This window comes from Sideroxyarcus emersonii (assembly GCF_021654335.1).
Lineage (GTDB): Bacteria > Pseudomonadota > Gammaproteobacteria > Burkholderiales > Gallionellaceae > Sideroxyarcus > Sideroxyarcus emersonii.
The window spans coordinates 1,019,646-1,042,680 of sequence record NZ_AP023423.1 but is presented as its reverse complement, the minus strand read 5'-3'; the positions used below and the strand labels follow the sequence as shown (position 1 = coordinate 1,042,680).

Sequence of the window (23,035 nt, the reverse complement as noted above, 5' to 3'; positions counted from 1 at the left end):
CCATCCGCTTAACTGCTCCTTCTCGCTCTGGGTAATCCTTCGACTGGAGATCCATGATTTAGTTCTACCGTTCATCCATCGAGCGCTGCCGCCGATCGGCAACTATCGACAACATATTGATTATAAATATATTTAAAGCGCACCCCCGCGATACAACCACCAGCAAATGTCCGGCCACATCAAATGTTGCTACTGAACGATAGCTGCCTATCATGACAGCAACCTGCCGCCACTGTAAACAGAATTCACCCGGACGGGTGCAATATGCCAGTTTTTCCTTCTATAATCCAAGCTGCGCTTACGTTCTGCACCATATACATGTCTTTGATGCGAATCTTCATGCTGCTCGCAAGCCTGCTACTGACTGCTTGCGCCACCACCAAACCCAGTTCGGATGCACAGCAAAAAGACCCGTTTGAGTCGTTCAACCGCAGCGTTTTCAAGTTCAACGACACCCTCGACAAGGCAGTGCTCAAACCGATCGCAAAAGGTTACAGCACGGTCACGCCGACTCCTGTAAAAACCATGGTCAGCAACTTCTTCTCCAATCTGGACGATGTGGTGGTGACCGTCAACGACATCCTTCAGCTTAAATTCAAGCAAGCGGCCAGCGATGGCGCTCGTGTGATATTCAATACCACGTTCGGCTTGTTCGGCTTGATCAATGTCACCGATCGCCTAGAGAAACATAATGAAGACTTTGGCCAGACGCTAGGCTATTGGGGCGTGCCCAGCGGCCCCTACCTGGTACTGCCAGTCCTGGGACCAAGCTCGATAAGGGATAGCACTGGACTCTACACGGATAGCTATGTCAGCGTCATCAGCAACACCAGGGACGTCCCCGCAAGGAACTCCGCGTGGGCAGCCGAGGGAGTGGATGCGCGCGCCAAACTGCTGGAACAGGAAAAAGTGCTGGATGAAGCGATGATCGACCGTTATAGCTTCTTTCGGGATGCATACCTGATGCATCGTCAAAGCCTGGTATATGACGGCAACCCGCCCCGCCAGAAGTTCGATGATGATGAATAGATAACGGCGGGAACTCCCGCCGCTATCGTCACTGCCACATCCCCAGATCCGCTTACTGAGCGGCACGCAAAGCCGCGATACGTTCCTCCAGCGGCGGATGCGTCATGAACAGCCTGGAGAAACCGCCCTGGCTCGAAATCGCCATCGCAGCCATATTCTGAGGCATCGCCGCCTGTTCGTGATTGATCTTCAGGCGCTCCAATGCGGCAATCATCTTCTGGCGCCCAGCCAGGCTTGCACCGCCGGCATCGGCACGAAATTCGCGCTGGCGAGAGAACCACATCACGATCATGCTGGCCAGAATGCCCAAGACGATCTGTGCGGCGATCTCGGCCACAAAAGCCCCTATACCCGGGCCATTGCGCGGATCGTTCTTCAGCACCACACGATCGACGAGGATACCAACGATCTTCGAGAAGAACACTACAAACGTGTTGACCACTCCCTGAATCAGGGCCAGCGTGACCATGTCGCCGTTGGCGACATGGGATATTTCGTGGCCAAGTACTGCTTCAGCCTCGTCGCGGCTCATGCTGTGCAGCAGGCCCGAACTCACCGCCACCAGTGCATTATTGCGGTTCCAGCCTGTGGCAAAAGCGTTCACATCCGGCGCGTCGTAGATTGCCACTTCCGGCATGCCGATACCTGCAGTCTGCGCCTGGCGGCGAACGGTATCCACCAGCCAGCGTTCGGTCGGGTCTTGCGGGTTTTCAATCACTTGCGCCCCGACTGACATTTTCGCCATCCATTTCGACATCAGCAGCGAGATGATGGAGCCGGAAAAGCCGATCACCGCAGATAGCACCATCAGCGCACTGAAATTGATCGCGCCGCTTTGCTCCAGCACCCGGTCCACGCCGAGCAGACGCAAGGTGATGTTGATGACCAGCAGAACCGCGATATTGGTCAAGACAAACAAAAATATACGTTTCATTGCGTTTTGACTCCAAAGTATAGATAGTTAGGCGGCGCGAAGTGTACCACCCTTGCACCGGCAGCTAACTGAGGGCGAATCCCGGCATTTCAAGCCCGCACGCAATGCCGGCGCGAGGATTGGAAATGCATCGTGGTGAAAAGTTTCATCGAGTGATGACGCGGCGGGTACCTCTGCTGCCCGCAACAAAACTGCGATTGACATATGGCGGGGCACTTCAATAGGATGCCTGCATGCATAAATGCGATCCGGCAAGGCAATCCAGATGAGCGTCCATTACACCAGAACCGCCATTACCCTGCACTGGCTGATCGCCTTGCTGATCTTTGCCGCATTCCCATTGGGGCTTTACATGCACGATCTGCCGCTCTCGCCGCACAAGCTGCGCATGTACAGCTACCACAAGTGGATTGGGGTCACTGTCTTCCTGTTCGCCGTTATCCGCCTGTCCTGGCGCCTCGGTCATCGGCCGCCAGCCCTGCCCGGCAGCATGGCAAACTGGGAGAAGTCCGTTGCACGCGGGATGCATTTCGCACTGTATGCCCTGATTTGCCTCATTCCCGTCAGCGGCTGGCTGATGAGTTCGGCAAAGGGATTTCAGACCGTCTGGTTCGGCGTGCTGCCGCTGCCGGATCTGGTCGGCAAGGACAAGGAACTCGGCAACACATTGCAGGAGGTTCATGAAATGCTCAATTTCCTCATGCTCGGCCTGGTGTTCGCCCATGCCGGGGCAGCACTGAAGCACCACTTCATCGAGCGGGATGATGTGCTTGCACGCATGCTGCCCTTCCTCGCTCCAAGGAAGTAGGCGCGCGACCCTTTGCGGATCGTCATCAACATTCATACGGAGAAGTGTCATGAACAAATCGTTGAACATGCTGCTCGCCCTCCTGTTCGTCACCCCGTCATACGCAGCCGACACCTACACCATCGACCCCACGCACACCTGGCCGGCATTCGAGATCAACCACCTCGGTTACTCGACCCAGCGCGGACGCTTCAACAAGTCCAGCGGCAAGATCTCCCTGGATATGGCCGCCAGGAAGGGCAGCGTCGATATCACCATAGAGACGGACTCTCTGGACATGGGTTTCGCCAGATGGAACGAACGCATGAAGGGGGAGGAGTTTTTCCACGTCGTGCAATACCCGACTATCCGTTTCATCTCGGACACTCTGATCTTCGACGGCGACAAGGTCGTCGGTGCTGAAGGGAAATTCACCCTGCTCGGCACAACGCGTCCGCTTACTCTGCACGTCGACAATTTTCATTGCTCGCCTTTCCCCCTCACGCGGAAGATGCATTGCGGCGCGGACATATCCGCCACCATCTCGCGCACTCAATTCGGCATGGCAAAATTCGTTCCCATGATCGGCGACGAAGTCAGGCTCTACTCCCCGATCGAGGCTGACAAGGACTGAGCCTGCCCAGCAGGGCCAGGATAGTTGGCCCGCTCTCAAGTAGAATAATCCGGTCATGAGGGAGGCCATTAATGATCACGCAAGGAAACATCTTGAAAAACCTGTCCGGATTACTGATATTGCTGATACTCAGCCCCGCCGTTTGTGCTGCAGAGTTATTTGGCACCGTAGACGCGCTCTCCGGCAGTGCCAGCCTGATCGACCAAGCCGGTCAGGCCACCTCCATTGCGATCGGCATGAACATCTATGAAGGCCAAAGCATCAACTCCGAGGCAGACGGCGAAGTGCACCTTGTCACAGAGGACGGTGGCATCATCGCCGTGCGCCCCAATACCGTATTTCGCGTAGACGAATATAAGGCCGATGGCGGTGCCGCGGACAAGATCTTCATGTCATTACTCAAAGGCACTATTCGGTCGATTACGGGCTGGATAGGCAAGTTCGACAATTCTGCCTATCGCATCACCACCCCTACTGCCACCATCGGCGTCCGCGGAACCGATCATGAAACCACCGTGATCGAGAAGGGAAACGGCGATGAACCCGGCACCTATGACAACGTCAACGAAGGCGTCACCGTCATGAAGACCCCTCAAGGCAGTGCCGAAGTAACTCCCGGCAAATTCGCGTTCGCCTCCAGGGAAAGACCTGCCCCGCCGTTCTTTTTAGCCCAACGGCCGCATTTTTTGTCGGATCGCAGATTGAAAATTGAAGACCGCATCCAGCAGCGCAAGGACATATTACGCGGTCGACTCAATCAGATGCGGGAAGAACGAATCAACCGGGTGAAATCTCTCCAGGGTAATCGCAGGTCAGCCAATGAATCGGGAATGAATATCCGCAACCAGCAACGCGAACAGAAGGCAGAACACCGCCGCGAACTTCGCGCTCAGCACTATGAACAGGCACGACAGCCGCAGGCACATCGTGCGGAGACAGCGTGGGAAAACCGCCAAGCACTGCAGAGAGGGAAAGGCACGCACAACATGCAACGCAGGGAAAACAGGCAAAACGATATCTACCCTGGAGAGAAAAACAGACACGCCGCGGAACGGAACCAACATATGAAAATGAGGCGCGAATAACGGGAAAAGCAGCGGCATCGACACAACCTTTTAACAATAAAAAAGCCGACTTGCGTCGGCTTTTTCTGGAGGTAGCCCCGAGTTACTTGGCCAAGCCGAGTACGAATTCAACCAACTCCTTGATCTCGCCTTGTTTCGTCCCAGCCGGATCATTGGGAACCATCGCAGCGGAACCCCAGTTACCATGTCCGCCCTTGGAAACCTTCATCATCAGGCCCTCAACCAGCGGATACTCCTTGGCATCAGGTGCGTTGGAACCGTTATTCGAATATTTGTACTTGGTTGCGCCCTTGTACTTTTTCGACACATCCATCCAAGCCGGCCCCACCACCTTGTGGTCGATTGCGTGGCAAGCAACACAGTTATTCTTCTTTGCCAGTGGCGGCATATCGACCGCCATTGCGCTACCTGCAACCATCATTCCTGCAACTACTGTCATGCTTACGATAATCGACTTCATATATTTCCCCCGTTGCGGTGAGTTTAAATGTGAAAACTACTTATCTTCCCTGTCTACTTATCCTTAAGAATATCTAAGGAGGAGACGTTGCATTTCTGGACAGCTTGATGCACTCACATCGTAACAACGCCTCCGTAAAGACAACGCGAACAGAACGTGAAAACACTGTTATGCAAAATAGCCACACTTACATACACACTACTGATGTCTTCAAAGACAAGTCCTCAAAACAAACAATGCCAAGTGAACCGCGCCATCCTTTGATCCGCACAATCTCTTTTTGAGTGTCTTATCGATCCGGCATCTTAAACTTGCTGCGGCGGCAAGAATAAAAAGGGCGGCCGAACCGCCCTTTTGCCAATCAAGTTGGCATAAGCCGACGCTTCGATTTAGCCCAGCGCGACGACCAACAGCAACGAGGCGAGTGCCAACGCCCCAAGCTCTGCATAGAATCTATCGTCATCCGACAAGTTGCCCCTGCCGTGATTAGATTTGAATGTCATATCCATGATTGAACCTCCTGTGACCACAGTTGGCTCGAGAAACGGCCCCAGCTTTACGGACCGCCACTTCCACCCCGAGCAGCAGAAATGTAATCAAACCCTGCCATAACCAAGCAAATAAGTCAAGCGCTATCGCTTTGATAACTCGAAGGGAACAACGAAGTTCTGGGAATCACCAGTCTTGAATTTGGCTTCATTTCCGCCAAGCCGAAATGAAGCATGAAGCACAGTGCAGTCGTTTCAAACCGGGAACTTCCAACGGCCATGCATCTGGAGCGTCTTCACTCGTCTATAAAAATTTATTCAGGAAACCATCCCTCATTTGAAGCAATCTGCCGGAAACTTTCCCGGCCCCAACAAGTCGGACTCCGCACAATGCATAACATGCGATACTGCAAACGTTGGAATCTTGAAAACGATAACAAGTACGCATCAGTACACACCCGCATTACATTCAAACCAGATACCACCCGAGGAGTCGATCTTGCCAGACAATCTTAATGAAGAGCTGTATACGCAACACAAGAAACAATCCGAAAAGTCCCTGAAGAAACTGATTGTCGTACTGGCCACCCTGTTTCTGCTGATCGTCATCGCTTCCTTCTTTGTGTGATCGGCACTTGATGGCATTCCAGCGACCGCTGTGCGAAGGTCGCCGCATCTATCCTGCCCATTAACCAAAACACATTGCCTATGATGCCCGTGCCTTCCAGGCCAACACTAAAGGGGGCTTTCTTGGCACGGCGGCAGGAATTTCTCCACTGGGCACGCCGACGATGATCGGCGCAATCACCGAGTACTCGCTTGGGACATCAAGCAGCTCCGTCTTGACCCTGTAGCCATTCAAGGTAACAACGGACGAACCGATGACACAACTGCCCAATCCCATTTCGCAAGCCGCCAACATCAGGTTCTCAGCCGCAAGCCAGCAATCGGCAGTTACAAATGGCGCCGAAGGCTTGGCGCAAATCACGATCAACGTTCCCGCGCCATGGAAAACATCCATATCAGGCTTCGTCACACTGCCAATAGGATAATTTGAACCATACGCGTCAGGACGATGTGCATCGTCAAGGACTCCTGCCAGAACAGCATCGGAGATTTGCTTCAGCAATCGCGTGTCCTGCACTACAACAAATGCCCATGGTTCTTGAAGCATCGCTGTTGGTGCATGCACGGCGGCTTCGAGCAGCGTTTCGATGGTCGTACGGGGCAAAGATTGCGGAGCATAAGCACGCACGCTGCGTCGTGCGAGAATGGCTTCGAACAAGCTCTTGCCGCGACGCCCCTCGCTAAAACAGTCCATAATCACCTCCCCAGAAACAGCAGTGCCGGAAAGTAGCATCGAGCACCCTGAACGGAAAATCCGTACGAGTACTTACCAACCATCAGTTCTGTTGCGATTGGGCGATCTGCACTATACGTGCAAGTTCGAGCAGATTCGTGGCCTCCATCTTATGCATGACATGAGCCCGATGAATTTCGACAGTACGAAAACTGATGGCAAGCCGCTGGGCGATTTCCTTGCTGGTAAGCCCTGCCACCGCCAGCAGCATCACCTCCTTCTCGCGTTCCGTAAGCGATGCAAAGCGAGAAATCACGATACGATATTCTGCCGACTGCTTCTTTATTTGCGCACTTTGCTGCAAGGCCTCTTTTACCCGATCGAGCAATATTGAACCCTTCACGGGCTTGGTCAGGAAGTCTATCGCTCCGGCCTTGATGGTACTCACCGTTGTCTGGATGGTGCCATGTCCGGAAAGGAAGATAACGGGAAGCTGCACGCCGCGCTGATGCAATTCATGCTGGAGCATCGGCCCGCTTATGCCAGGCATGCTGACATCGACAATCATGCATCCGGCACACTGGTTTACCGCAGCAGGTACGATGGGGCTGCTTTTATCGACAAAAGGACATTCCGCGCAATTCGGAATACACAGGCTGAGAAAATCCTCTGCACACGAAAACGCGGCGACAGAATAACCTGCGGTTTCGAGCAGTACAGTAAGTGCGTCACGCACATCTGCGTCGTCATCCACGATGAATACCCTGCCATGAATATTCATGATACCAATGACCTCAAAAAAATACCGGAAGCAATGCATGGCAAAGCAGCACTGATGCCCACCATGGAGACCCATCCCCCACCTGGCAAACGATCCACATGCACCGATCGGGCAGCCGAGTCGAACTGTTCCTTGAGATAGGCAAAGAGTTTGCGGGCAGTAACAGGCTCAACTGCTTTAGGCATGCTTCAGCTCCTTGAAGTCAGCAATCCATGAAATGTGCTTCAACTACCACATACTATTATGCCCTTACCTCGCATGAATACAGGCCTTCCGCCCACGCGATCCCCCATCCAGCGCGCAGGGGAAAATCATTTAATTATAAAAAGATTAACATGAAATCGGGTGCAGTCTCAGGAGCCGAAATTTCCAGCCAGGGTGGGCACCCGAACGAGTGCAGCTGCGACCTAATGCGCATTACATCGCAGTTAAGAAAAGGGGGATCAAACTTCAAAACTTGCGTTCAAAAATCAGGCTGGCTTTGTAGTGGAAAATTCGGGAATGCGATCCTGCCATACCCGATCACCGCTCTTCCAATGTGCTGTAACATAATGCCGCGGGAAGATGTGATGCATGAATTGATGGGGTGCTCTGAAAGTAAATGAAAATGCGGCGCCAGCGAACATCCATTGCGGCCTTATTGCTTGCTCTACTGGCAGGCGGCTGCGCCATCGACCCTCCTGAGGCGCCCAGCCATTTCACGCTAGCGCACGACGAGTTCTATGCCCGGGTCAGAACCATCGCCATCGCGCCGTTAGCTGCCCCTGAAGAGCTGACAAATTCCGCGCCGGTCGCGGAAAAATTCGAGCCGTTAATCGCGGGTATGTTGCGTGATGCCGGATACAAAGTCGTGCCTTCATACGAATACTCAGCACTATTCGAGCAGGAAAAAACCAGGCAGGGTGGATATTTCGATGCCTATACCGGGAAGCAGGACGATGCGAAGTATGATGCGGTACTCAAGGCCACGCGCGATGGATTGGTCAAGAAATTCAACATTGACGCGGTGCTCTTCCCCCGCATCCAGCCGGTCGATGCGCCCTGGCATGACCAATGGGCCACCTGGGATGGCATAACGGAAACGGTCCAGTCTGCCGTCGGCCTGGTAGGAAAAGGCGTTCTCAAGTTCGTGAACGAACCACATATGTACCTGCTCGAAGGGCCACATGAAGAAGGCACGATCAAGGCGTATTCGCTGGCAGTCTCGATTGAAGACGCGTCCGGGCAAAAAATGTACGCGAACCAGGGTGGAATTCAGGTCTTAAGCAAGATCACCGGGAACGCATTAATACCAGTTCCCAGCGAAGATCTCTTCACCGACGATGCGCGCAATGCAAAGGCAGTGAGCATCGCACTCGAATCTGTTTCGCGCGCCGGGTGCGAATCCGACTTCCAGACGTCGCCCTGCAATGGCCCAAGGATAAACGTCGAACCGGGAACCGCAAAACATCTCGTGTTCGTCGTTCAAGGCAGCAACCAATCCAAGGCCAAGGATTGGGAGCGCTTTCGCACCGAATGGAACAACACGATTGCCGCCTCCGCCGCCTCTCGCGGTCTTGAGGTCAGTATCAGCGACTCCTCTGCCACCGCTTCCTTGCAATCGGCAGTGCTCGCTGTCGTCACCATCAACGATTTTCGCTATATCAGTCAGGAAAGATACTACTGGGTGGGAGTGATGAGCGGGAGCCCGTACATTGATGCCGATGTAGATTTTTATAAATTGCCCGACAAAACGCTGCTCATCAGGAGGCAATACAAGGCAACGGCACAGAGCTACGCGACCTGCTCGCCGGGCGGAATCTGCACATTTCCGCCGATGACCGAAAAGCAAATCAAGATCATCTGCGACGCAATTGTCGCAGAATTGGTACGGCATTAGAGCGGACTGGCAGGGTATGCAGAACTGGCAAAGATGCAGAGTACACTGCTGTAATCAGCACGGCTGCTTCGGGGAAGCGCAATAGCAACGTTATCGTCTTTTCAAGGTTTGCAAAGTTGCCGTTCAAGCATCCCCAAACTCGGTTTCTCCATAGCTACATTAGGCTGAAAGCAGCCACTGCTCAAGTTGGTTGTAGAAACTGCGCCGAACTGAAAAAGCGGCCACGGAATAATGCCCGCCATGTTCGACAAAGCCTTATTCCAACCCGACATGGCTTCCCAAATTATTCCGGGAAGTATTTTTTCTTGTGCACGTAGATGAGCGTACCGAGAAATCCAAACACCCAAGCCCAAAGCAATGCCAATCCAACATAACCGCCCATTGTTTATCTCCCTGTTTCCGATAGATGAAAGTATCCGATTCCGCAATATCCGGTGAAGACCGCCTTGTCCATCCAGACTGACTTTGTCGCTTCCCTTCAACGATCCTACCAGCCAGACTCGCGTTCCGGCGTGGCAGTGATCTTGTGGATGCTCAGGTCAGCGCCGTTGAACTCCTCTTCCCTATCCAGACGGATACCGACCATCTTTTTCACCGAACCATAGACCACCAGGCCGCCGATCATGGCGATGGCCATCCCCATCAAGGTGCCGATCAGTTGGGACATCAAACTGACGCCGCCGATACCGCCGAACGCTTTCAAACCGAAAATGCCTGCTGCAATCCCGCCCCAGGCACCGCACAAACCATGCAGCGGCCAGACGCCGAGCACGTCATCGATCTTCCAACGGTTCTGCGTCAGGGTGAACATCCAGACGAACAGGCCGCCGGCCACACCTCCAACGATGAGGGCACCGATCGGATGCATCACATCCGACCCGGCACAAACCGCCACCAACCCGGCAAGCGGGCCATTATGCACGAAACCGGGGTCGTTCTTGCCGGCCCACAGCGCGACCAGCGTACCGCCCACCATGGCCATCAAGGAATTTACTGCGACCAGGCCGCTGATCTTGTCGATGGTCTGCGCCGACATGACGTTGAAGCCGAACCAGCCGACAGTCAAGACCCATGCGCCAAGTGCAAGGAATGGAATGCTCGACGGCGGATGCGCAGAGATGCGTCCTTCCTTGTTGTATCGGCCATGACGTGCACCCAGCATCAGTACTGCCGCCAGCCCTATCCACCCCCCAACCGCATGCACGACCACGGAGCCGGCAAAATCGTGGAACTCTGCGCCAAAACTGGCATTCAGCCAATCCTGTACGCCGAAGCGATGGTTCCAGGCAATGCCCTCGAAGAAAGGATAGACAAAACCGACGAGCACAAAGGTCGCGGCGAGCATGGGGTTGAAACGGGCACGCTCTGCCACCCCGCCGGAAACGATGGCCGGGATGGCCGCCGCGAAGGTCAGCAGGAAGAAAAACTTCACCAACTCATATCCGTTCTTCTGCGCCAGTTCTTCCGCTCCCGTGAAGAAATTGACGCCGTAGGCGATGCTGTAACCGATGAAGAAGTACGCCAAGGTAGAAACCGCGAAATCGGAAAGTATCTTGACCAGCGCATTGACCTGGTTCTTTTTGCGCACCGTCCCCAGCTCCAGGAATGCGAACCCGGCGTGCATTGCCAGCACCATGATGGCGCCCAGCAAGATGAATAATGCATCACTTCCGACCTTCAAGTTTTCCATGTTGTCTCCATAAAAGTGCAATCCGGCGGTACGAATGCAAGCTGCATGCCATCAATTACACGCATTGATTTATATGGAAATTTTATATTCAGGTGGTTTTTTTGGAGTGAAACATTCACCAGTTTGGTGCCCAAATGAATCCAATGCACCACAATGATGCCTTATTTGGGTGCGTCCCAGCCCCCGTTCAGAACCTTGTCCAGCCAGAACAAACCGACAATGGTTTTACTGTCGCTGATCTTGCCCAGACGGATCCATTCGATGGCTTCGCCCAGGGAGAGCTCGAACACTTCTAGGAATTCGCCGTCATCCAGCTTGCTGCCCTGGTGCGTCAATCCGCGCGCCAGAAAATATTCCATGCGCTCATCGGCATAGCCGATGCATGGCCAGGCCGTGGTGAGATGGATCCATTCGCGCGCCACATAACCGGTCTCTTCCAGCAGTTCGCGTTGCGCAGTAACGAGGATATCTTCGCCGCCATCGATCTTGCCGGCAGGCAGCTCGATGAATTCGCGGTGCAGCGGATAGCGGTATTGGCGCTCCATCACCAGATTGCCGTTATCGAGCAATGCCAGTACCGCGACCGCACCGGGATGGGTGATGTATTCGCGCGTGCTGGTACTGCCGTCGGGCAGCAGCACCGTATCCTTGAGCACTTCGAGGAAACCGCCGTTGTACATGACTTGGCTATCGAGCTGCTTCTCTGTCAGATCCATATTCATCCTCTCTAAATGAACACTCCCGCCGCAGCGGGAGTGTTCCGGTTCAAAACACCAGCCTGATCAGTGCAGCAACGACTGTTGCACCGAGACGGCGCACACCGACATCAGCGTATTGGGCAATATCCCGAGTATCAGCACGGCAAGGCCGTTGATGGATATCAACAGGCTGCTGTCCGGCTGGATGTAGAGTTTTTCATGGCTTTCCGGAGCATCGAAATACATCAGCTTGACGATACGCAGGTAATAGAAAGCGCCGATCAGCGAGAACAGCACCGCCATGACCACCAGCGGGAGGTGCCCCGCCTGGACCGCGGCGTTCAGCACCGAGAACTTGGCATAGAAGCCCACGGTAGGCGGTACGCCGGCCATGGAGAACATCAGCAGCAGCATCATGAAGGCGAGCCACGGGCTGCGCTGGTTAAGCCCCTTGAAATCGTTGAGCGTATCCGCCTCGAAACCTTCGCGCGACAACAGCATGATCATGCCGAAACCGCCCAGGCTCATCAGCACGTAGACCACCGCATAGAACATGGCAGAGCCGTAGCCCTCGATGGTTCCGCTGAGGATGCCGACCAGCATGAAACCCATATGGGCGATGGTCGAGTAAGCAAACATGCGCTTGATGTTGGTCTGCGCGATCGCCGTGATGTTGCCCACGGCCATGGACAGCACCGCCAGGATCATCAGCATGCCGGACCAATCGACCATCAGCGGCTGCATCGCTTCCACCAGGATGCGCATGACGAATGCGAACGCCGCCAGCTTTGGCGCGGAACCGATGAACATGGTCATCGCAGTCGGCGCACCGTGATAGACGTCAGGCACCCACATATGGAACGGTACCGCACCCAGCTTGAACGCCAGCCCGGCCACGACAAACGCCAAGCCGAACACCAGCAGCGGCTTGTTCGGCGTACCGTGGCGAATGACGTCGGCGACGTTGTTCACGTCCAGCGAACCGGTTGCCCCGTACAACATGGACATGCCGTAGAGCAGGAAACCGGAAGCCATCGCCCCCAGGATAAAGTATTTCATCGCCGATTCGGTAGCAATGGCAGAGTCGCGCTGCAACGCGACCAGTGCGTACAGGCTCAATGCCAGCAATTCCAGGCCCAGGTACAAAGACAGGAAGTTGCTGGCCGAGATCATCACCATCATGCCCAGCGTGGCGAACAGCACCAGCGCAAGGAACTCGCCGGTGAACAGCCCGCGCGCCATCAGGTAGCTGCGCGAATACACCAGCATCATGGACACCGACAGGTAGGTCAGCAGCTTGAGCACATCCGACATCAGGTCGTCCACGAACATGTGGTGGAACATATGCACGATGCCGTCTTCATGCGTCGCCACCGTGATCAGCGAACATCCCAGCAGGCTGATCTGCACCAGCAGATAGGTCAGGGTCTTGGTGTAATTGACGATGAACAAATCCACGATGAGGATCGCACTCACCATCACGAGCAGGAATATCTCTGCATAGGCCGGGGACAAGGACGAGAGAAGATTCATGTTTTCCTCAATTCAGAACTTTGGGGGTAGCCAGATGCACCAACAGGTCGTTCACCGATGCGTGCATGATATCGGCGAACGGCAGCGGATACAGTCCCATGCCCAGCACCGTGATGGCCAGAATGACGAAGACGAGCTTCTCGCGCGAACCGATATCGCGCAGATGGGCGACATGATCGTTGGCGACCGCGCCGAAGATCACGCGCTTGTACATCCACAGCGTATAGGCCGCGCCGAAGATCAGCGTGCTGGCCGCCGCGAAGGCAAACCAGAAATTGGCTTTCACCGCCCCCATGATCACCATGAACTCGCCGACGAAGCCGCTGGTTCCCGGCAAGCCGCTGTTGGCCATGGCGAACAGCATGAAGAAGGCAGCGAACACCGGCATCTTGTTGGCCACGCCGCCGTAATCGACGATCTGGCGCGAATGCACCCGGTCATACAGCACGCCGATACACAGGAACAGCGCGCCGGAGATAAAGCCATGGGAGATCATCTGCAGCAACGCGCCTTCCATGCCGTAGGCATTGAAGATGAAAAAGCCGAGCGTGACGAATCCCATGTGCGAAATGGAGGAGTAGGCCACCAGCTTCTTCATGTCGGCCTGGGTCAGCGCGACCAAGCCGATATACACCACCGCGATCAGCGACAACGCGATCATCACCGGAGCCAGATAGTGGCTGGCATCGGGCGTGATGGGCATGGAGAAACGGATGAAGCCGTAAGCGCCCACCTTCAGCATGATCGCCGCCAGCACCACCGAGCCGCCGGTGGGTGCTTCGACGTGCGCATCGGGCAACCAGGTATGCACCGGGAACATCGGCACCTTCACCGAGAACGCCATGAAGAATGCGATGAACACCAGGATCTGCGCGGTCAGCGACGGCATCGCCATGTGATGGAAATCGAGGATCTCGAAACTGCCGCCAGACTTGTGATACAGATAAAGCAGGGCCACCAGCATCAGCAGCGAACCGAGCAAGGTGTAGAGGAAGAACTTGAGCGCGGCATACACGCGGTTCGGGCCACCCCACACGCCGATGATGATGAACATGGGGATCAGCATCGCTTCCCAGAACACGTAGAACAACATCGCATCCAGCGCCACGAACACGCCGTTCACCAACCCGGACATGATCAGGAAGGCCGCCATGTATTGCGCCACGCGCTTTTCGATCACCTGCCAGCCGGCGATCACCACCAGCGGCGTGAAAAAGCTGTTGAGCAGCACAAACAATACCGAGATGCCGTCCACCCCGAGGTGGTAGTGGATGTTGAAACGTACGATCCAGTCCTTCATCTCGACGAACTGCATGTCGCTGGTCATGCGATCGAACCCGGTATACAGCGGGATCGTCACCAGGAAGCCCAGGACGGCGCCAACCAGCGCGATGATGCGCGCCATTCTTGCATTGCGGTCATTGCCGGTCGCCAGCACCAGCAAGCCGAAGAGGATGGGCAACCAGATGGCAGCGCTTAACAGGGGATATCCGAAAATCATGCTTGTTCCTTCAGCTCTTCTCTAGTACTGCCTTATTCGAACCATGTCCGCACTGTCAGCAATGCGGACACGCCGATGATCATCCAAAATGCGTAGTGATAGACGTAGCCGGTCTGGAAACCGCGCAGCACGCCGGAGAACATGCCGACCACTTTGGCCGAGCCGTTCACAAAGAAGCCGTCGATCAGCTTCACATCGCCGAACTTCCACAGCAGGCGACTGGTGCCGCGTGCGCCACCGGCGAAGAACCAGTCGTTGAAACGGTCGAAATAATATTTCTGGTCGAGCAGCGTATAGATTGCCGAGAATTTCTTCTGGATGGCAGCCGGGATATCCGGACGCTTCATGTAGAAGTACCAGGCGCACCCTGCCCCCGCAAAAGCGAACCAGAACGGCAGATCGGTCAAGGCATGCAACACCATGGCCACCGGGCCGTGGAACTCTTCGCGCAATTCTTCCATGGCAGGATGCGAGTGGCTGACATGGATCGCATCGAGGAAGAAATCGCCGAACAGCATCGGCTCGATGGCGACGAAACCGATGATCACGGACGGGATCGCCAGCAGGACCAGCGGCAGCGTCACCACCCAGGAAGTCTCGTGCGGTTTCTGTCCGGGTGCCAGGCCATGATGATGGTCATGGGAAGTTTCCTCGTCGGCATGATCGCCCTGATGGTCGTGGTGATCCTTGCCAAAGCGCTCTTCGCCGTGGAACACCAGGAAATACATGCGGAAGGAATAGAAAGCGGTGATGAACACGCCCAGCACGACGGCGACATAGGCGAAACCGGAGCCCGCCAAATTAGAGTGCTCCACCGCCTCGATGATGCTGTCCTTCGAGTAGAAACCGGAGAAGAACGGCGTGCCGATCAGCGCCAGGGAGCCGATCAGCGAAGTGATCCAGGTGATCGGCATGTACTTGCGCAGGCCGCCCATGTTGCGGATATCCTGGTCATGGTGCATGGCGATGATGACGGAACCGGCCGCAAGGAACAGCAGCGCCTTGAAGAAAGCATGCGTCATCAGGTGGAACACCGCCACCGAGTAGGCCGAAGCGCCCAGCGCCACGGTCATGTAGCCAAGCTGCGACAAGGTGGAATATGCCACCACGCGCTTGATGTCGTTCTGGATGATGCCGAGGAAACCCATGAACAGCGCCGTGATCGCCCCGATGACCATCACGAAGGACAGTGCCGTATCGGACAGCTCGAACAGCGGCGACATGCGCGCCACCATGAAGATACCTGCGGTCACCATGGTCGCGGCGTGGATCAGCGCGGAGATCGGAGTCGGGCCTTCCATCGAATCGGGCAGCCATACATGCAGCGGGAACTGCGCGCTCTTGCCCATCGCGCCGATGAACAGCAGGATGCAGATCGCGGTCAGCAGGCCCACCGAGATGCCGGGGATGGGCGCCATGTCATTCGCATAGTTATGCGCATTGGCGAACACCGACTGGTAATCCAGCGTGCCGAACACCATCAGCACGAGGCCGATGCCGAGCAGGAAACCGAAGTCGCCGACGCGATTCACCAGGAACGCCTTCAGGTTGGCATAGATCGCCGTGGGGCGCGTGTACCAGAAGCCGATCAGCAGGTAGGACACCAGACCCACCGCTTCCCAGCCGAAAAACAGCTGCATGAAATTGTTGGCCATCACCAGCATCAGCATGGAGAAGGTGAACAGCGAGATGTAGCTGAAGAAGCGCTGGTAGCCAGGGTCTTCTTCCATGTAACCGATAGTGTAGATATGGACCATCAGCGAGACGAAGGTCACCACCAGCATCATCATCACGGTCAGGCGATCGATCAGGAAGCCGACCTCGAAGCTGGTGACGTCGGAAGCCAGCCACTTGTAGACCGTGCCGTTGAACAGGTGACCGGCCATCACATCCCGGAAGATCGCCAGCGAAGCGAAGAAGGAAACGGCCACCAGCATGATCGTGATCCGGTGCGACCAGGTACGGCCCAGCACCTTGCCGAACAATCCTGCAGCGATGGCACCGAGCAACGGGGCCAGGGGAACCAGCAAATACAGACTCTGCATATCCATGCGCATCAACCTTTCAAGCTGCCGAGATCGTCCACATTGATGGTGCGCAGATTGCGGAATAGCACCACGAGGATCGCCAGGCCGATCGCCGCTTCAGCGGCAGCCACGGTGAGAATGAAGAAAACGAATATCTGACCCGCCGTGTCGTGCAGGTAATGGGAGAAGGCAACGAAGTTGGTATTGACCGCCAGCAGCATCAACTCGATCGCCATCAGCAGCACGATCAGGTTCTTGCGGTTCAGGAAGATGCCGACCACGCTGATGGCGAACAGCACCGCGCTCAACACCAGATAATGCGATAGACCCAGATTCAACATGTTCTCCCCTTTGCTTTAATCCGCAGTATGGCCATTCGGCACGGCAACGCCATCCTGTGCCGTTTCGGCCTTGCGCACGGACGGAACGGCAACGATGCGCACGCGGTCTTCCCGTCTGACCTTGAGCTGCTTGCCGATGTCCTGCCGTTTGGCATCGCGGCGTTTGCGCAACGTCAGCGCGATCGCTGCGACCATCGCCACCAGCAACAGCACCGCCGCCAATTCGAACGGATAGACGTAATCGGTGTAGATCAGGCGGCCCAGCTCCTTGGTGTTGCTGTAGTCGGCGGCGTGCTTGACCGGCGCCATTCCGGAGGAGATATCCCTGGCCCCCAGTACCCAGACCATTTGCACCCCGATCAATGCGGCCAGCAACAATCCCATGGGCAGCCAGCGCCAGAAACCTTCACGCAGGCGCTCGATGTTGATGTCCAGCATCATCACCACAAACAGGAACAACACCATCACCGCGCCCACATATACCAGCACCAGGGCGATGGCGAGGAATTCCGCTTCCAGCAGCAGCCAGATGCCCGCACTGCTGACGAAGGCCAGCACCAGGAACAGCACCGCATGCAGGGGGTTGCGTGCAGTGATGACGCGCAAGGCCGCCAGCACGGTCACGGTGGCGAAAAAATAGAACAATATCGTTTCAAGATTCATTGGTCTTCCTCATTTACCGATACTTGGCATCGGCAGCTCGATCCAAAGCGATCTGCTCTTCGTACTTCTCCCCCATCGCCAGCAGCATGGGCTTGGTGTAATAGAGGTCGCCGCGCTTCTCGCCGTGGTATTCGAACACCCGGGTTTCGACGATGGCGTCGACCGGGCACGATTCCTCGCAGAAACCGCAGAAGATGCATTTGGTCAGGTCGATATCGTACTGCGTGGTACGGCGCGTGCCGTCCTCGCGCTCGGCCACTTCGATCTTGATCGCCAATGCAGGGCATACCGCTTCGCACAGTTTGCAGCCGATGCAACGCTCCTCCCCGTTCGGGTAGCGGCGTTGCGCGTGCAGGCCGCGGAAGCGGAAACTCTGCGGCGTCTTTTCATCCGGATACTCGACGGTGATGTGACGCGCGAAGAAATAGCGTCCGGTCACCGACATGCCCTTGAGCAATTCAAGCAGCAGGAAACTCTTAAAGAAAGCGATGAGGTTTTTCATTTTATATCCTCGGGCAGTTACCAAAGCCACCAGGGCGTTTGCATCCACGCGGCGACCACCACCACCCAGACCAGGGTGAGCGGAATGAACACCTTCCAGCCCAGGCGCATCAACTGGTCGTAGCGGTAACGCGGGAAAGTCGCGCGGAACCACAGGAATATGAACAGCATGACCGACATCTTGCCCAGCATCCAGAGCAAGCCTGGAATATGGTCCGTCAATTCACCCAGCAACGGCCAGCCATGGAAAGGATTGAGCCAGCCGCCGAGGAACATGACCGAGGTCAGCGCGGCGATCAGGATCATGTTGGCGTATTCCGCCAGGAAGAACAGCGCGAAACCCATGCCGGAATATTCCACATGGAAGCCGGCCACGATCTCCGACTCGCCTTCTGCCAGGTCGAACGGAGCGCGGTTGGTTTCGGCCACGCCGGCGATGAAATACACCACGAACATCGGGAATAGCGGTATCCAGTACCAGCCGAACATGCCATAGGAACCCTGCTGACCGCGCACGATGTCGCCCAGGTTCATGCTCTGCGCCGCCAGCAGCACGCACACCAGTGCGAAGCCCATGGCCAGTTCATACGACACGATCTGCGCGGCAGAACGCAAAGCCCCGAGGAAGGCATATTTGGAGTTGGAAGCCCAGCCCGCGATGATGATGCCGTACACGCCGAGCGAAGTCATGGCCAGCAGATACAGCAATCCGGCATTCACGTTCGCCAGGATCATGCCATCGTCGAACGGCACCACAGCCCATGCCGCCAGTGCGGGCACCAGCGCCAGGACCGGCGCAGCGACGAACAGGAACTTGTTGGCTCCGGTCGGGATGATGATTTCCTTGAACAACAGCTTGACGCCATCCGCGATCGGCTGCAGCAGCCCCCAGTAGCCGACGCGGTTGGGGCCCGGGCGCACCTGCATGAAGCCCAGCACCTTGCGCTCGGCCAGGGTCAGGTAGGCCACCGCGCCCATGATGGGGAGGATGATTACCAGGATCTTGACCACGATCCAGGCCACCGGCCAGATCGGCTCGATGAATCCGCGCAGCACATCCCAGAGTCCGACCTGGCTCAAAAGCCATTGTATTAAATGCAGGGCCTGGGCTTCCATCATGCGCGCTCCACTGAAATCGTTCCAAACATGGCGCCCAGCGCCGCAGTTGCAGCATGGCCGGCCGCCACGCGCACCACCCCTTTGGGCAAGCTATCGTCGGCAACTGCGACCAGCTGCACTTTGCCCTGCCCCTGGCTGACGTTCACCATGGCACCGGACGGCACGCCCAGCTTCTTCAATTCCTCGCCATGCAGCCGTACCTGCGGCTGCGCGGCATCGGCCGTCGCCTGCAACGGCGCGGAACGGCGCACCACGGCATCCGTCGCGTAGATCGGCACATCGCTCACGCGCTGCAGGCCGCTTGCAGCCTGCGCCGCGCTGGCTTCCACCCCGCCGACTGCATTGTTCAGGCGGGTTGCCACATCCACGCCATGAAGCGCCTCGTCGCGCACCGCTTCCGAGGTGTCCTGGCCGAAACCTTCCACCTGCAAAAGATTGCCCAGCACGCGCAGCACCTTCCACGCCGGGCGTGCTTCGCCCAGCGGCTTGACCGCTCCCTTGAAGCTTTGCACCCGCCCTTCCGTACTGACGAAAGTACCGGAAGTCTCGGTGAACGGCGCGATCGGCAGCAGCACATCGGCATATTCCGTCGCCCGGTGCTTGTACGCGCTCATCGCGATCACCATGTCCGCCGCCTGCATCGCAGCGACAGCCTGCTGCGGATTGGCACAGTCCAGTTCCGCTTCGACGTTCAACAGCACATAGGCTTTGCGCGGGCTTGCCAGCATGGCGGCGGCATTCAGGCCCTTTGCCTTGGGCACGGCCTGGGCCAGATAGCCGCCGACGCTGTTTGCCGCCTCGCCGAGGAATCCGAACTTGCCGTTGCTCAACGCGGCGATCTGCTGTGCCAGCGCCTGCAGTTGCGCCGCTTGCGGATGTTGCTGGGCGAAATTGCCGAGCAGCACCGCAACCCGTTCGCCACTGGCGATACTCCGGGCGATGGCGGCGGCTTCTCCGCTGGCGTTCTGCGCGCCCTGTTTTTCTGCTGCCAGCGCCTTCGACACTTGCGTCAGGTTTTCCACCAGCGCATTCGGCGCAACGATGGCCTTGTTCGTCACCTTCATCAGCAAGTCGTCATCGGTGGAATGAAGAATGTTGACCTGGGCGCCCTTCTTCACTGCCTGGCGGATACGTGCCGCCAGCAGCGGGTGATCCTTGCGCAGGAAGCTGCCGACGATGAGGAAACGATCGGCGCGGCCGATATCGGCAATGGACATGCCCAGCCAGGGGGCGCCCTGCTGTTTGCCGTCGGCGCTGAAGTCGGACTGGCGCAGGCGGAAGTCGACATTCTCGCTGCCGATGCCGCGCATCAGTTTCTGCAGCAGGTAAAGCTCTTCCAGGGTGGAGTTCGCCGTCGCCAGGGCGCCGATCTGCTCGCCGCCGGCACCGTTGGCGATGTGGCGCAGGCCATTGGCCGCATACTCCAGCGCGACCTGCCATTCCACTTCCTGCCATTGGCCGTCCTGCTTGATCATCGGACTGGTCAGGCGGTCTGCAGCATTCAGGCCTTCATAGGCAAAGCGGTCCTTGTCGGACAGCCAGCATTCGTTGATATCCTCGTTCTCGATCGGCAACACGCGCAGCACGCGGTTGTTCTTGGTCTGCACCGCGAGGCTGGAGCCGAGACCATCGTGCGCGCTGACCGAGCGGCGGCGCGACAATTCCCAGGAACGCGCCTTGTAGCGGAACGGCTTGCTGGTCAACGCGCCGACCGGGCACAGGTCGATCATGTTGCCGGAGAGTTCGGAATTCACCGTGCCGGAGACAAAGGACATGATCTCCGCATGCTCGCCGCGGAACGCCTGCCCCAGTTCCATTTGTCCGGCGATCTCCTGGCCGAAGCGCACGCAGCGGGTACAGTTGATGCAGCGGCTCATCTCTTCCGCCGACACCAGCGGGCCAATGTCCTTGCTCAATACCACGCGCTTCTCTTCGTGATAGCGCGAATGTCCGGCACCGTAACCGACCGACATATCCTGCAGCATGCACTCGCCGCCCTGGTCGCAGATCGGGCAATCCAGCGGGTGGTTGATCAGCAGGAATTCCATCACGCCCTGTTGCGCCTTCACCGCCTGTTCGGAATGGGTGAACACCTTCATGCCTTCCGCCACCGGCGTGGCGCAAGCCGGCAGCGGCTTGGGCGCCTTCTCAACCTGCACCAGGCACATGCGGCAGTTGGCAGCGATGGAAAGCTTCTTGTGATAGCAGAAATGCGGGATGGTGATACCCGCCTGATGTGCAGCCTCGATCACGGTCGCGCCGTTTTGAGTCTGTATCTGCTTGCCGTCAATCTCGATATTGATCATTGCTCACCTATTCCATTCAGCCTCACACCAGGCAACGTTTGTGCTCGATGTGATATTCGAATTCCTTGCGATAGTGCTTGAGGAAACCCTGCACCGGCCACGCCGCCGCATCCCCCAGAGCGCAGATGGTGCGTCCAGCGATGTTGCCGCACAGGTCGAGCAGCAGGTCCAGGTCTTCCGGCTTGCCCTGGCCATGTTCGATGCGGTGGATGATGCGATACAGCCAGCCCGTGCCTTCGCGGCAGGGCGTGCACTGGCCGCAAGATTCCTCGAAGTAGAAATAGGACAGGCGCTCCAGCGCCTTGACCATGCAGGTCGTCTCGTCCATCACGATGATGGCCCCGGTGCCCAGATAGGAACCGGCCTTCTGGATCGAGTCGAAATCCATGTTAAGGCCCATCATGATCTCGGCAGGCAGCACCGGCATGGAGGAACCGCCGGGAATCACCGCCTTCAGCTTGTGCCCGTGACGGACACCGCCCGCCATCTCCAGCAGCTTCTTGAATGGCGTGCCCAGCGGCACCTCGAAGTTGCCGGGTTTGTTGACATGGCCGGAGATGGAAAAGAGCTTCACGCCGCCGCTGTTGGGCACCCCCAGATTGGCGAACTTCTGCCCGCCTTCACGGATGATGTAGGGGATGCTGGCGAATGTCTCGGTATTGTTGATGGTGGTCGGCTTGCCATACAGGCCGAAGCTGGCGGGGAACGGCGGCTTGAAGCGCGGCTGCCCCTTCTTGCCTTCGATGGATTCGAGCAATGCGGTCTCTTCGCCGCACACATAGGCGCCATAGCCCATGTGGTTGTGCAAGTCGAATTCAAAATCGAAGCCCATGATGTTCTTGCCCAGATAGCCGGCCTTGCGCGCCTCTTCGCACGCTTCCTCCATGCGCTCGTAGGCTTCGAAGATCTCGCCGTGCACATAGTTGTAGCCGGTCTTCACGTCCATGGTGTACGCCGCGATGGCCATGCCTTCGATCAGCAGGTGCGGGTTGTAGCGCAGGATATCGCGGTCCTTGCAGGTGCCCGGCTCGCCTTCGTCCGAATTGCACACCAGGTACTTGTCGCCCTGGTAGTTGCGCGGCATGAAGCTCCATTTCAGGCCGGTGGGGAAACCCGCACCGCCGCGGCCGCGCAGACCGGACGCCTTCACCTCGGAAATGATCGCTTCCGGCGACAACTTCTCGGCCAACACCTTGCGCAGCGCCTGATAGCCGCCCACCTTGAGGTAATTCTCCAGCGTCCACGGCTGGTCGAAATGCATCGTATTGAGAATGATGGG

At 56.8% G+C, this 23,035-nt stretch carries 22 protein-coding genes; 6 read left to right on the top strand and 16 right to left on the bottom strand.

Translation table 11 applies throughout. The annotated features are described in order from the left end of the window. The first annotated feature begins 339 nt into the window (after positions 1-339). Positions 340-1,029: a VacJ family lipoprotein gene (locus L6418_RS05080; RefSeq protein WP_237248392.1), complete on the top strand. Its 690-nt coding sequence runs from the start codon at positions 340-342 to the stop codon at positions 1,027-1,029. Between the two features lie 52 nt (positions 1,030-1,081). Here the strand turns inward: L6418_RS05080 and htpX are convergent, their stop codons facing one another. Further along, entirely contained in the window at positions 1,082-1,963 is an 882-nt protein-coding gene (htpX, locus tag L6418_RS05075; RefSeq protein WP_237248391.1) for a protease HtpX, read from the bottom strand. A gap of 265 nt (positions 1,964-2,228) precedes the next feature. Between htpX and L6418_RS05070 the strand changes: the two genes are divergently transcribed. The 3 genes from L6418_RS05070 (at position 2,229) to L6418_RS05060 (ending at position 4,469) form a co-directional block, all read left to right on the top strand. Then, entirely contained in the window at positions 2,229-2,771 is a 543-nt protein-coding gene (locus L6418_RS05070; protein WP_237248390.1) for a cytochrome b, read from the top strand. Between the two features lie 49 nt (positions 2,772-2,820). Then, positions 2,821-3,384 (top strand): YceI family protein, encoded by a 564-nt coding sequence (locus tag L6418_RS05065; protein WP_237248389.1) that lies wholly within the window; start codon positions 2,821-2,823, stop codon positions 3,382-3,384. A gap of 71 nt (positions 3,385-3,455) precedes the next feature. Beyond that, entirely contained in the window at positions 3,456-4,469 is a 1,014-nt protein-coding gene (locus tag L6418_RS05060) for a FecR domain-containing protein (protein WP_237248388.1), read from the top strand. 82 nt (positions 4,470-4,551) lie between these two features. Here L6418_RS05060 and L6418_RS05055 read toward each other — a convergent pair whose 3' ends face one another. Further along, the gene (locus L6418_RS05055; RefSeq protein WP_237248387.1) at positions 4,552-4,929 is read right to left on the bottom strand and encodes a c-type cytochrome; all 378 of its coding nucleotides are present in this window, start codon (positions 4,927-4,929) and stop codon (positions 4,552-4,554) included. 987 nt (positions 4,930-5,916) lie between these two features. Here L6418_RS05055 and L6418_RS13440 point away from each other — a divergent pair. After that, the gene (locus L6418_RS13440; protein ID WP_269807826.1) at positions 5,917-6,045 is read left to right on the top strand and encodes a hypothetical protein; all 129 of its coding nucleotides are present in this window, start codon (positions 5,917-5,919) and stop codon (positions 6,043-6,045) included. A gap of 78 nt (positions 6,046-6,123) precedes the next feature. Here L6418_RS13440 and L6418_RS05050 read toward each other — a convergent pair whose 3' ends face one another. Genes L6418_RS05050 through L6418_RS05040 form a run of 3 tightly spaced genes read right to left on the bottom strand, consistent with a single transcriptional unit; the run spans position 6,124 to position 7,683 of the window. Continuing rightward, a complete protein-coding gene (locus tag L6418_RS05050; RefSeq protein WP_237248386.1) occupies positions 6,124-6,777 on the bottom strand; it encodes a nitroreductase family protein in 654 nt (217 codons plus the stop codon). A 43-nt stretch (positions 6,778-6,820) separates the two neighbouring features. Further along, positions 6,821-7,498, bottom strand: a complete 678-nt coding sequence (locus L6418_RS05045; RefSeq protein WP_237248385.1) for a response regulator transcription factor — start codon at positions 7,496-7,498, stop codon at positions 6,821-6,823. After that, positions 7,495-7,683, bottom strand: a complete 189-nt coding sequence (locus L6418_RS05040) for a hypothetical protein (protein WP_237248384.1) — start codon at positions 7,681-7,683, stop codon at positions 7,495-7,497. Before L6418_RS05040 ends, L6418_RS05045 begins: the two co-directional genes overlap by 4 nt. A gap of 416 nt (positions 7,684-8,099) precedes the next feature. Here L6418_RS05040 and L6418_RS05035 point away from each other — a divergent pair, with 416 nt between their 5' ends. Further along, entirely contained in the window at positions 8,100-9,377 is a 1,278-nt protein-coding gene (locus L6418_RS05035) for a hypothetical protein (RefSeq protein WP_237248383.1), read from the top strand. A gap of 487 nt (positions 9,378-9,864) precedes the next feature. Here L6418_RS05035 and L6418_RS05030 read toward each other — a convergent pair whose 3' ends face one another. From L6418_RS05030 to nuoF, 11 genes are all read right to left on the bottom strand, one after another. After that, positions 9,865-11,067: an ammonium transporter gene (locus L6418_RS05030; protein ID WP_237248382.1), complete on the bottom strand. Its 1,203-nt coding sequence runs from the start codon at positions 11,065-11,067 to the stop codon at positions 9,865-9,867. Between the two features lie 161 nt (positions 11,068-11,228). Then, entirely contained in the window at positions 11,229-11,783 is a 555-nt protein-coding gene (locus tag L6418_RS05025; RefSeq protein ID WP_237248381.1) for an NUDIX hydrolase, read from the bottom strand. A gap of 66 nt (positions 11,784-11,849) precedes the next feature. After that, positions 11,850-13,298 (bottom strand): NADH-quinone oxidoreductase subunit NuoN, encoded by a 1,449-nt coding sequence (gene nuoN, locus L6418_RS05020; RefSeq protein WP_237248380.1) that lies wholly within the window; start codon positions 13,296-13,298, stop codon positions 11,850-11,852. Between the two features lie 7 nt (positions 13,299-13,305). Next, complete coding sequence (locus tag L6418_RS05015; protein ID WP_237248379.1) at positions 13,306-14,799, bottom strand: NADH-quinone oxidoreductase subunit M; 1,494 nt, start codon at positions 14,797-14,799, stop codon at positions 13,306-13,308. Between the two features lie 32 nt (positions 14,800-14,831). Further along, complete coding sequence (gene nuoL, locus L6418_RS05010; RefSeq protein WP_237248378.1) at positions 14,832-16,850, bottom strand: NADH-quinone oxidoreductase subunit L; 2,019 nt, start codon at positions 16,848-16,850, stop codon at positions 14,832-14,834. 5 nt (positions 16,851-16,855) lie between these two features. Next, positions 16,856-17,167 (bottom strand): NADH-quinone oxidoreductase subunit NuoK, encoded by a 312-nt coding sequence (nuoK, locus tag L6418_RS05005; RefSeq protein ID WP_237248377.1) that lies wholly within the window; start codon positions 17,165-17,167, stop codon positions 16,856-16,858. 15 nt (positions 17,168-17,182) lie between these two features. Further along, on the bottom strand, positions 17,183-17,830 hold the full coding sequence (locus L6418_RS05000; RefSeq protein ID WP_237248376.1) for an NADH-quinone oxidoreductase subunit J: 648 nt from the start codon (positions 17,828-17,830) through the stop codon (positions 17,183-17,185). Positions 17,831-17,843: 13 nt separating this feature from the next. Then, positions 17,844-18,332, bottom strand: a complete 489-nt coding sequence (gene nuoI, locus L6418_RS04995) for an NADH-quinone oxidoreductase subunit NuoI (RefSeq protein WP_237248375.1) — start codon at positions 18,330-18,332, stop codon at positions 17,844-17,846. Positions 18,333-18,349: 17 nt separating this feature from the next. After that, positions 18,350-19,450, bottom strand: a complete 1,101-nt coding sequence (nuoH, locus tag L6418_RS04990) for an NADH-quinone oxidoreductase subunit NuoH (RefSeq protein WP_237248374.1) — start codon at positions 19,448-19,450, stop codon at positions 18,350-18,352. Further along, the gene (gene nuoG / locus L6418_RS04985; protein ID WP_237248373.1) at positions 19,447-21,756 is read right to left on the bottom strand and encodes an NADH-quinone oxidoreductase subunit NuoG; all 2,310 of its coding nucleotides are present in this window, start codon (positions 21,754-21,756) and stop codon (positions 19,447-19,449) included. The genes nuoH and nuoG overlap by 4 nt, the downstream gene beginning before the upstream one ends. Positions 21,757-21,778: 22 nt before the next feature. Further along, positions 21,779-23,017, bottom strand: coding sequence for an NADH-quinone oxidoreductase subunit NuoF (gene nuoF / locus L6418_RS04980; protein WP_408641573.1), 1,239 nt, complete (start codon positions 23,015-23,017; stop codon positions 21,779-21,781). Positions 23,018-23,035: the final 18 nt, after the last annotated feature.

Excerpts from the sequence above, each read along its gene's own strand:
- L6418_RS05065 (WP_237248389.1), top strand. The coding sequence starts at position 2,821 with ATGAACAAATCGTTGAACATGCTGCTCGCCCTCCTGTTCGTCACCCCG.
- L6418_RS05045 (WP_237248385.1), bottom strand. The coding sequence starts at position 7,498 with ATGAATATTCATGGCAGGGTATTCATCGTGGATGACGACGCAGATGTG.
- nuoI (WP_237248375.1), bottom strand. The coding sequence starts at position 18,332 with ATGAAAAACCTCATCGCTTTCTTTAAGAGTTTCCTGCTGCTTGAATTG.
- L6418_RS05000 (WP_237248376.1), bottom strand. The coding sequence starts at position 17,830 with ATGAATCTTGAAACGATATTGTTCTATTTTTTCGCCACCGTGACCGTG.
- L6418_RS05080 (WP_237248392.1), top strand. The coding sequence starts at position 340 with ATGCTGCTCGCAAGCCTGCTACTGACTGCTTGCGCCACCACCAAACCC.
- nuoG (WP_237248373.1), bottom strand. The coding sequence starts at position 21,756 with ATGATCAATATCGAGATTGACGGCAAGCAGATACAGACTCAAAACGGC.
- nuoF (WP_408641573.1), bottom strand. The coding sequence starts at position 23,017 with ATGCATTTCGACCAGCCGTGGACGCTGGAGAATTACCTCAAGGTGGGC.
- nuoN (WP_237248380.1), bottom strand. The coding sequence starts at position 13,298 with ATGAATCTTCTCTCGTCCTTGTCCCCGGCCTATGCAGAGATATTCCTG.
- L6418_RS05030 (WP_237248382.1), bottom strand. The coding sequence starts at position 11,067 with ATGGAAAACTTGAAGGTCGGAAGTGATGCATTATTCATCTTGCTGGGC.
- L6418_RS05035 (WP_237248383.1), top strand. The coding sequence starts at position 8,100 with ATGAAAATGCGGCGCCAGCGAACATCCATTGCGGCCTTATTGCTTGCT.
- htpX (WP_237248391.1), bottom strand. The coding sequence starts at position 1,963 with ATGAAACGTATATTTTTGTTTGTCTTGACCAATATCGCGGTTCTGCTG.
- L6418_RS05025 (WP_237248381.1), bottom strand. The coding sequence starts at position 11,783 with ATGGATCTGACAGAGAAGCAGCTCGATAGCCAAGTCATGTACAACGGC.
- L6418_RS05055 (WP_237248387.1), bottom strand. The coding sequence starts at position 4,929 with ATGAAGTCGATTATCGTAAGCATGACAGTAGTTGCAGGAATGATGGTT.
- L6418_RS05040 (WP_237248384.1), bottom strand. The coding sequence starts at position 7,683 with ATGCCTAAAGCAGTTGAGCCTGTTACTGCCCGCAAACTCTTTGCCTAT.
- nuoL (WP_237248378.1), bottom strand. The coding sequence starts at position 16,850 with ATGGATATGCAGAGTCTGTATTTGCTGGTTCCCCTGGCCCCGTTGCTC.
- nuoK (WP_237248377.1), bottom strand. The coding sequence starts at position 17,167 with ATGTTGAATCTGGGTCTATCGCATTATCTGGTGTTGAGCGCGGTGCTG.
- L6418_RS05050 (WP_237248386.1), bottom strand. The coding sequence starts at position 6,777 with ATGCTACTTTCCGGCACTGCTGTTTCTGGGGAGGTGATTATGGACTGT.
- L6418_RS05070 (WP_237248390.1), top strand. The coding sequence starts at position 2,229 with ATGAGCGTCCATTACACCAGAACCGCCATTACCCTGCACTGGCTGATC.
- L6418_RS05060 (WP_237248388.1), top strand. The coding sequence starts at position 3,456 with ATGATCACGCAAGGAAACATCTTGAAAAACCTGTCCGGATTACTGATA.
- L6418_RS05015 (WP_237248379.1), bottom strand. The coding sequence starts at position 14,799 with ATGATTTTCGGATATCCCCTGTTAAGCGCTGCCATCTGGTTGCCCATC.
- nuoH (WP_237248374.1), bottom strand. The coding sequence starts at position 19,450 with ATGATGGAAGCCCAGGCCCTGCATTTAATACAATGGCTTTTGAGCCAG.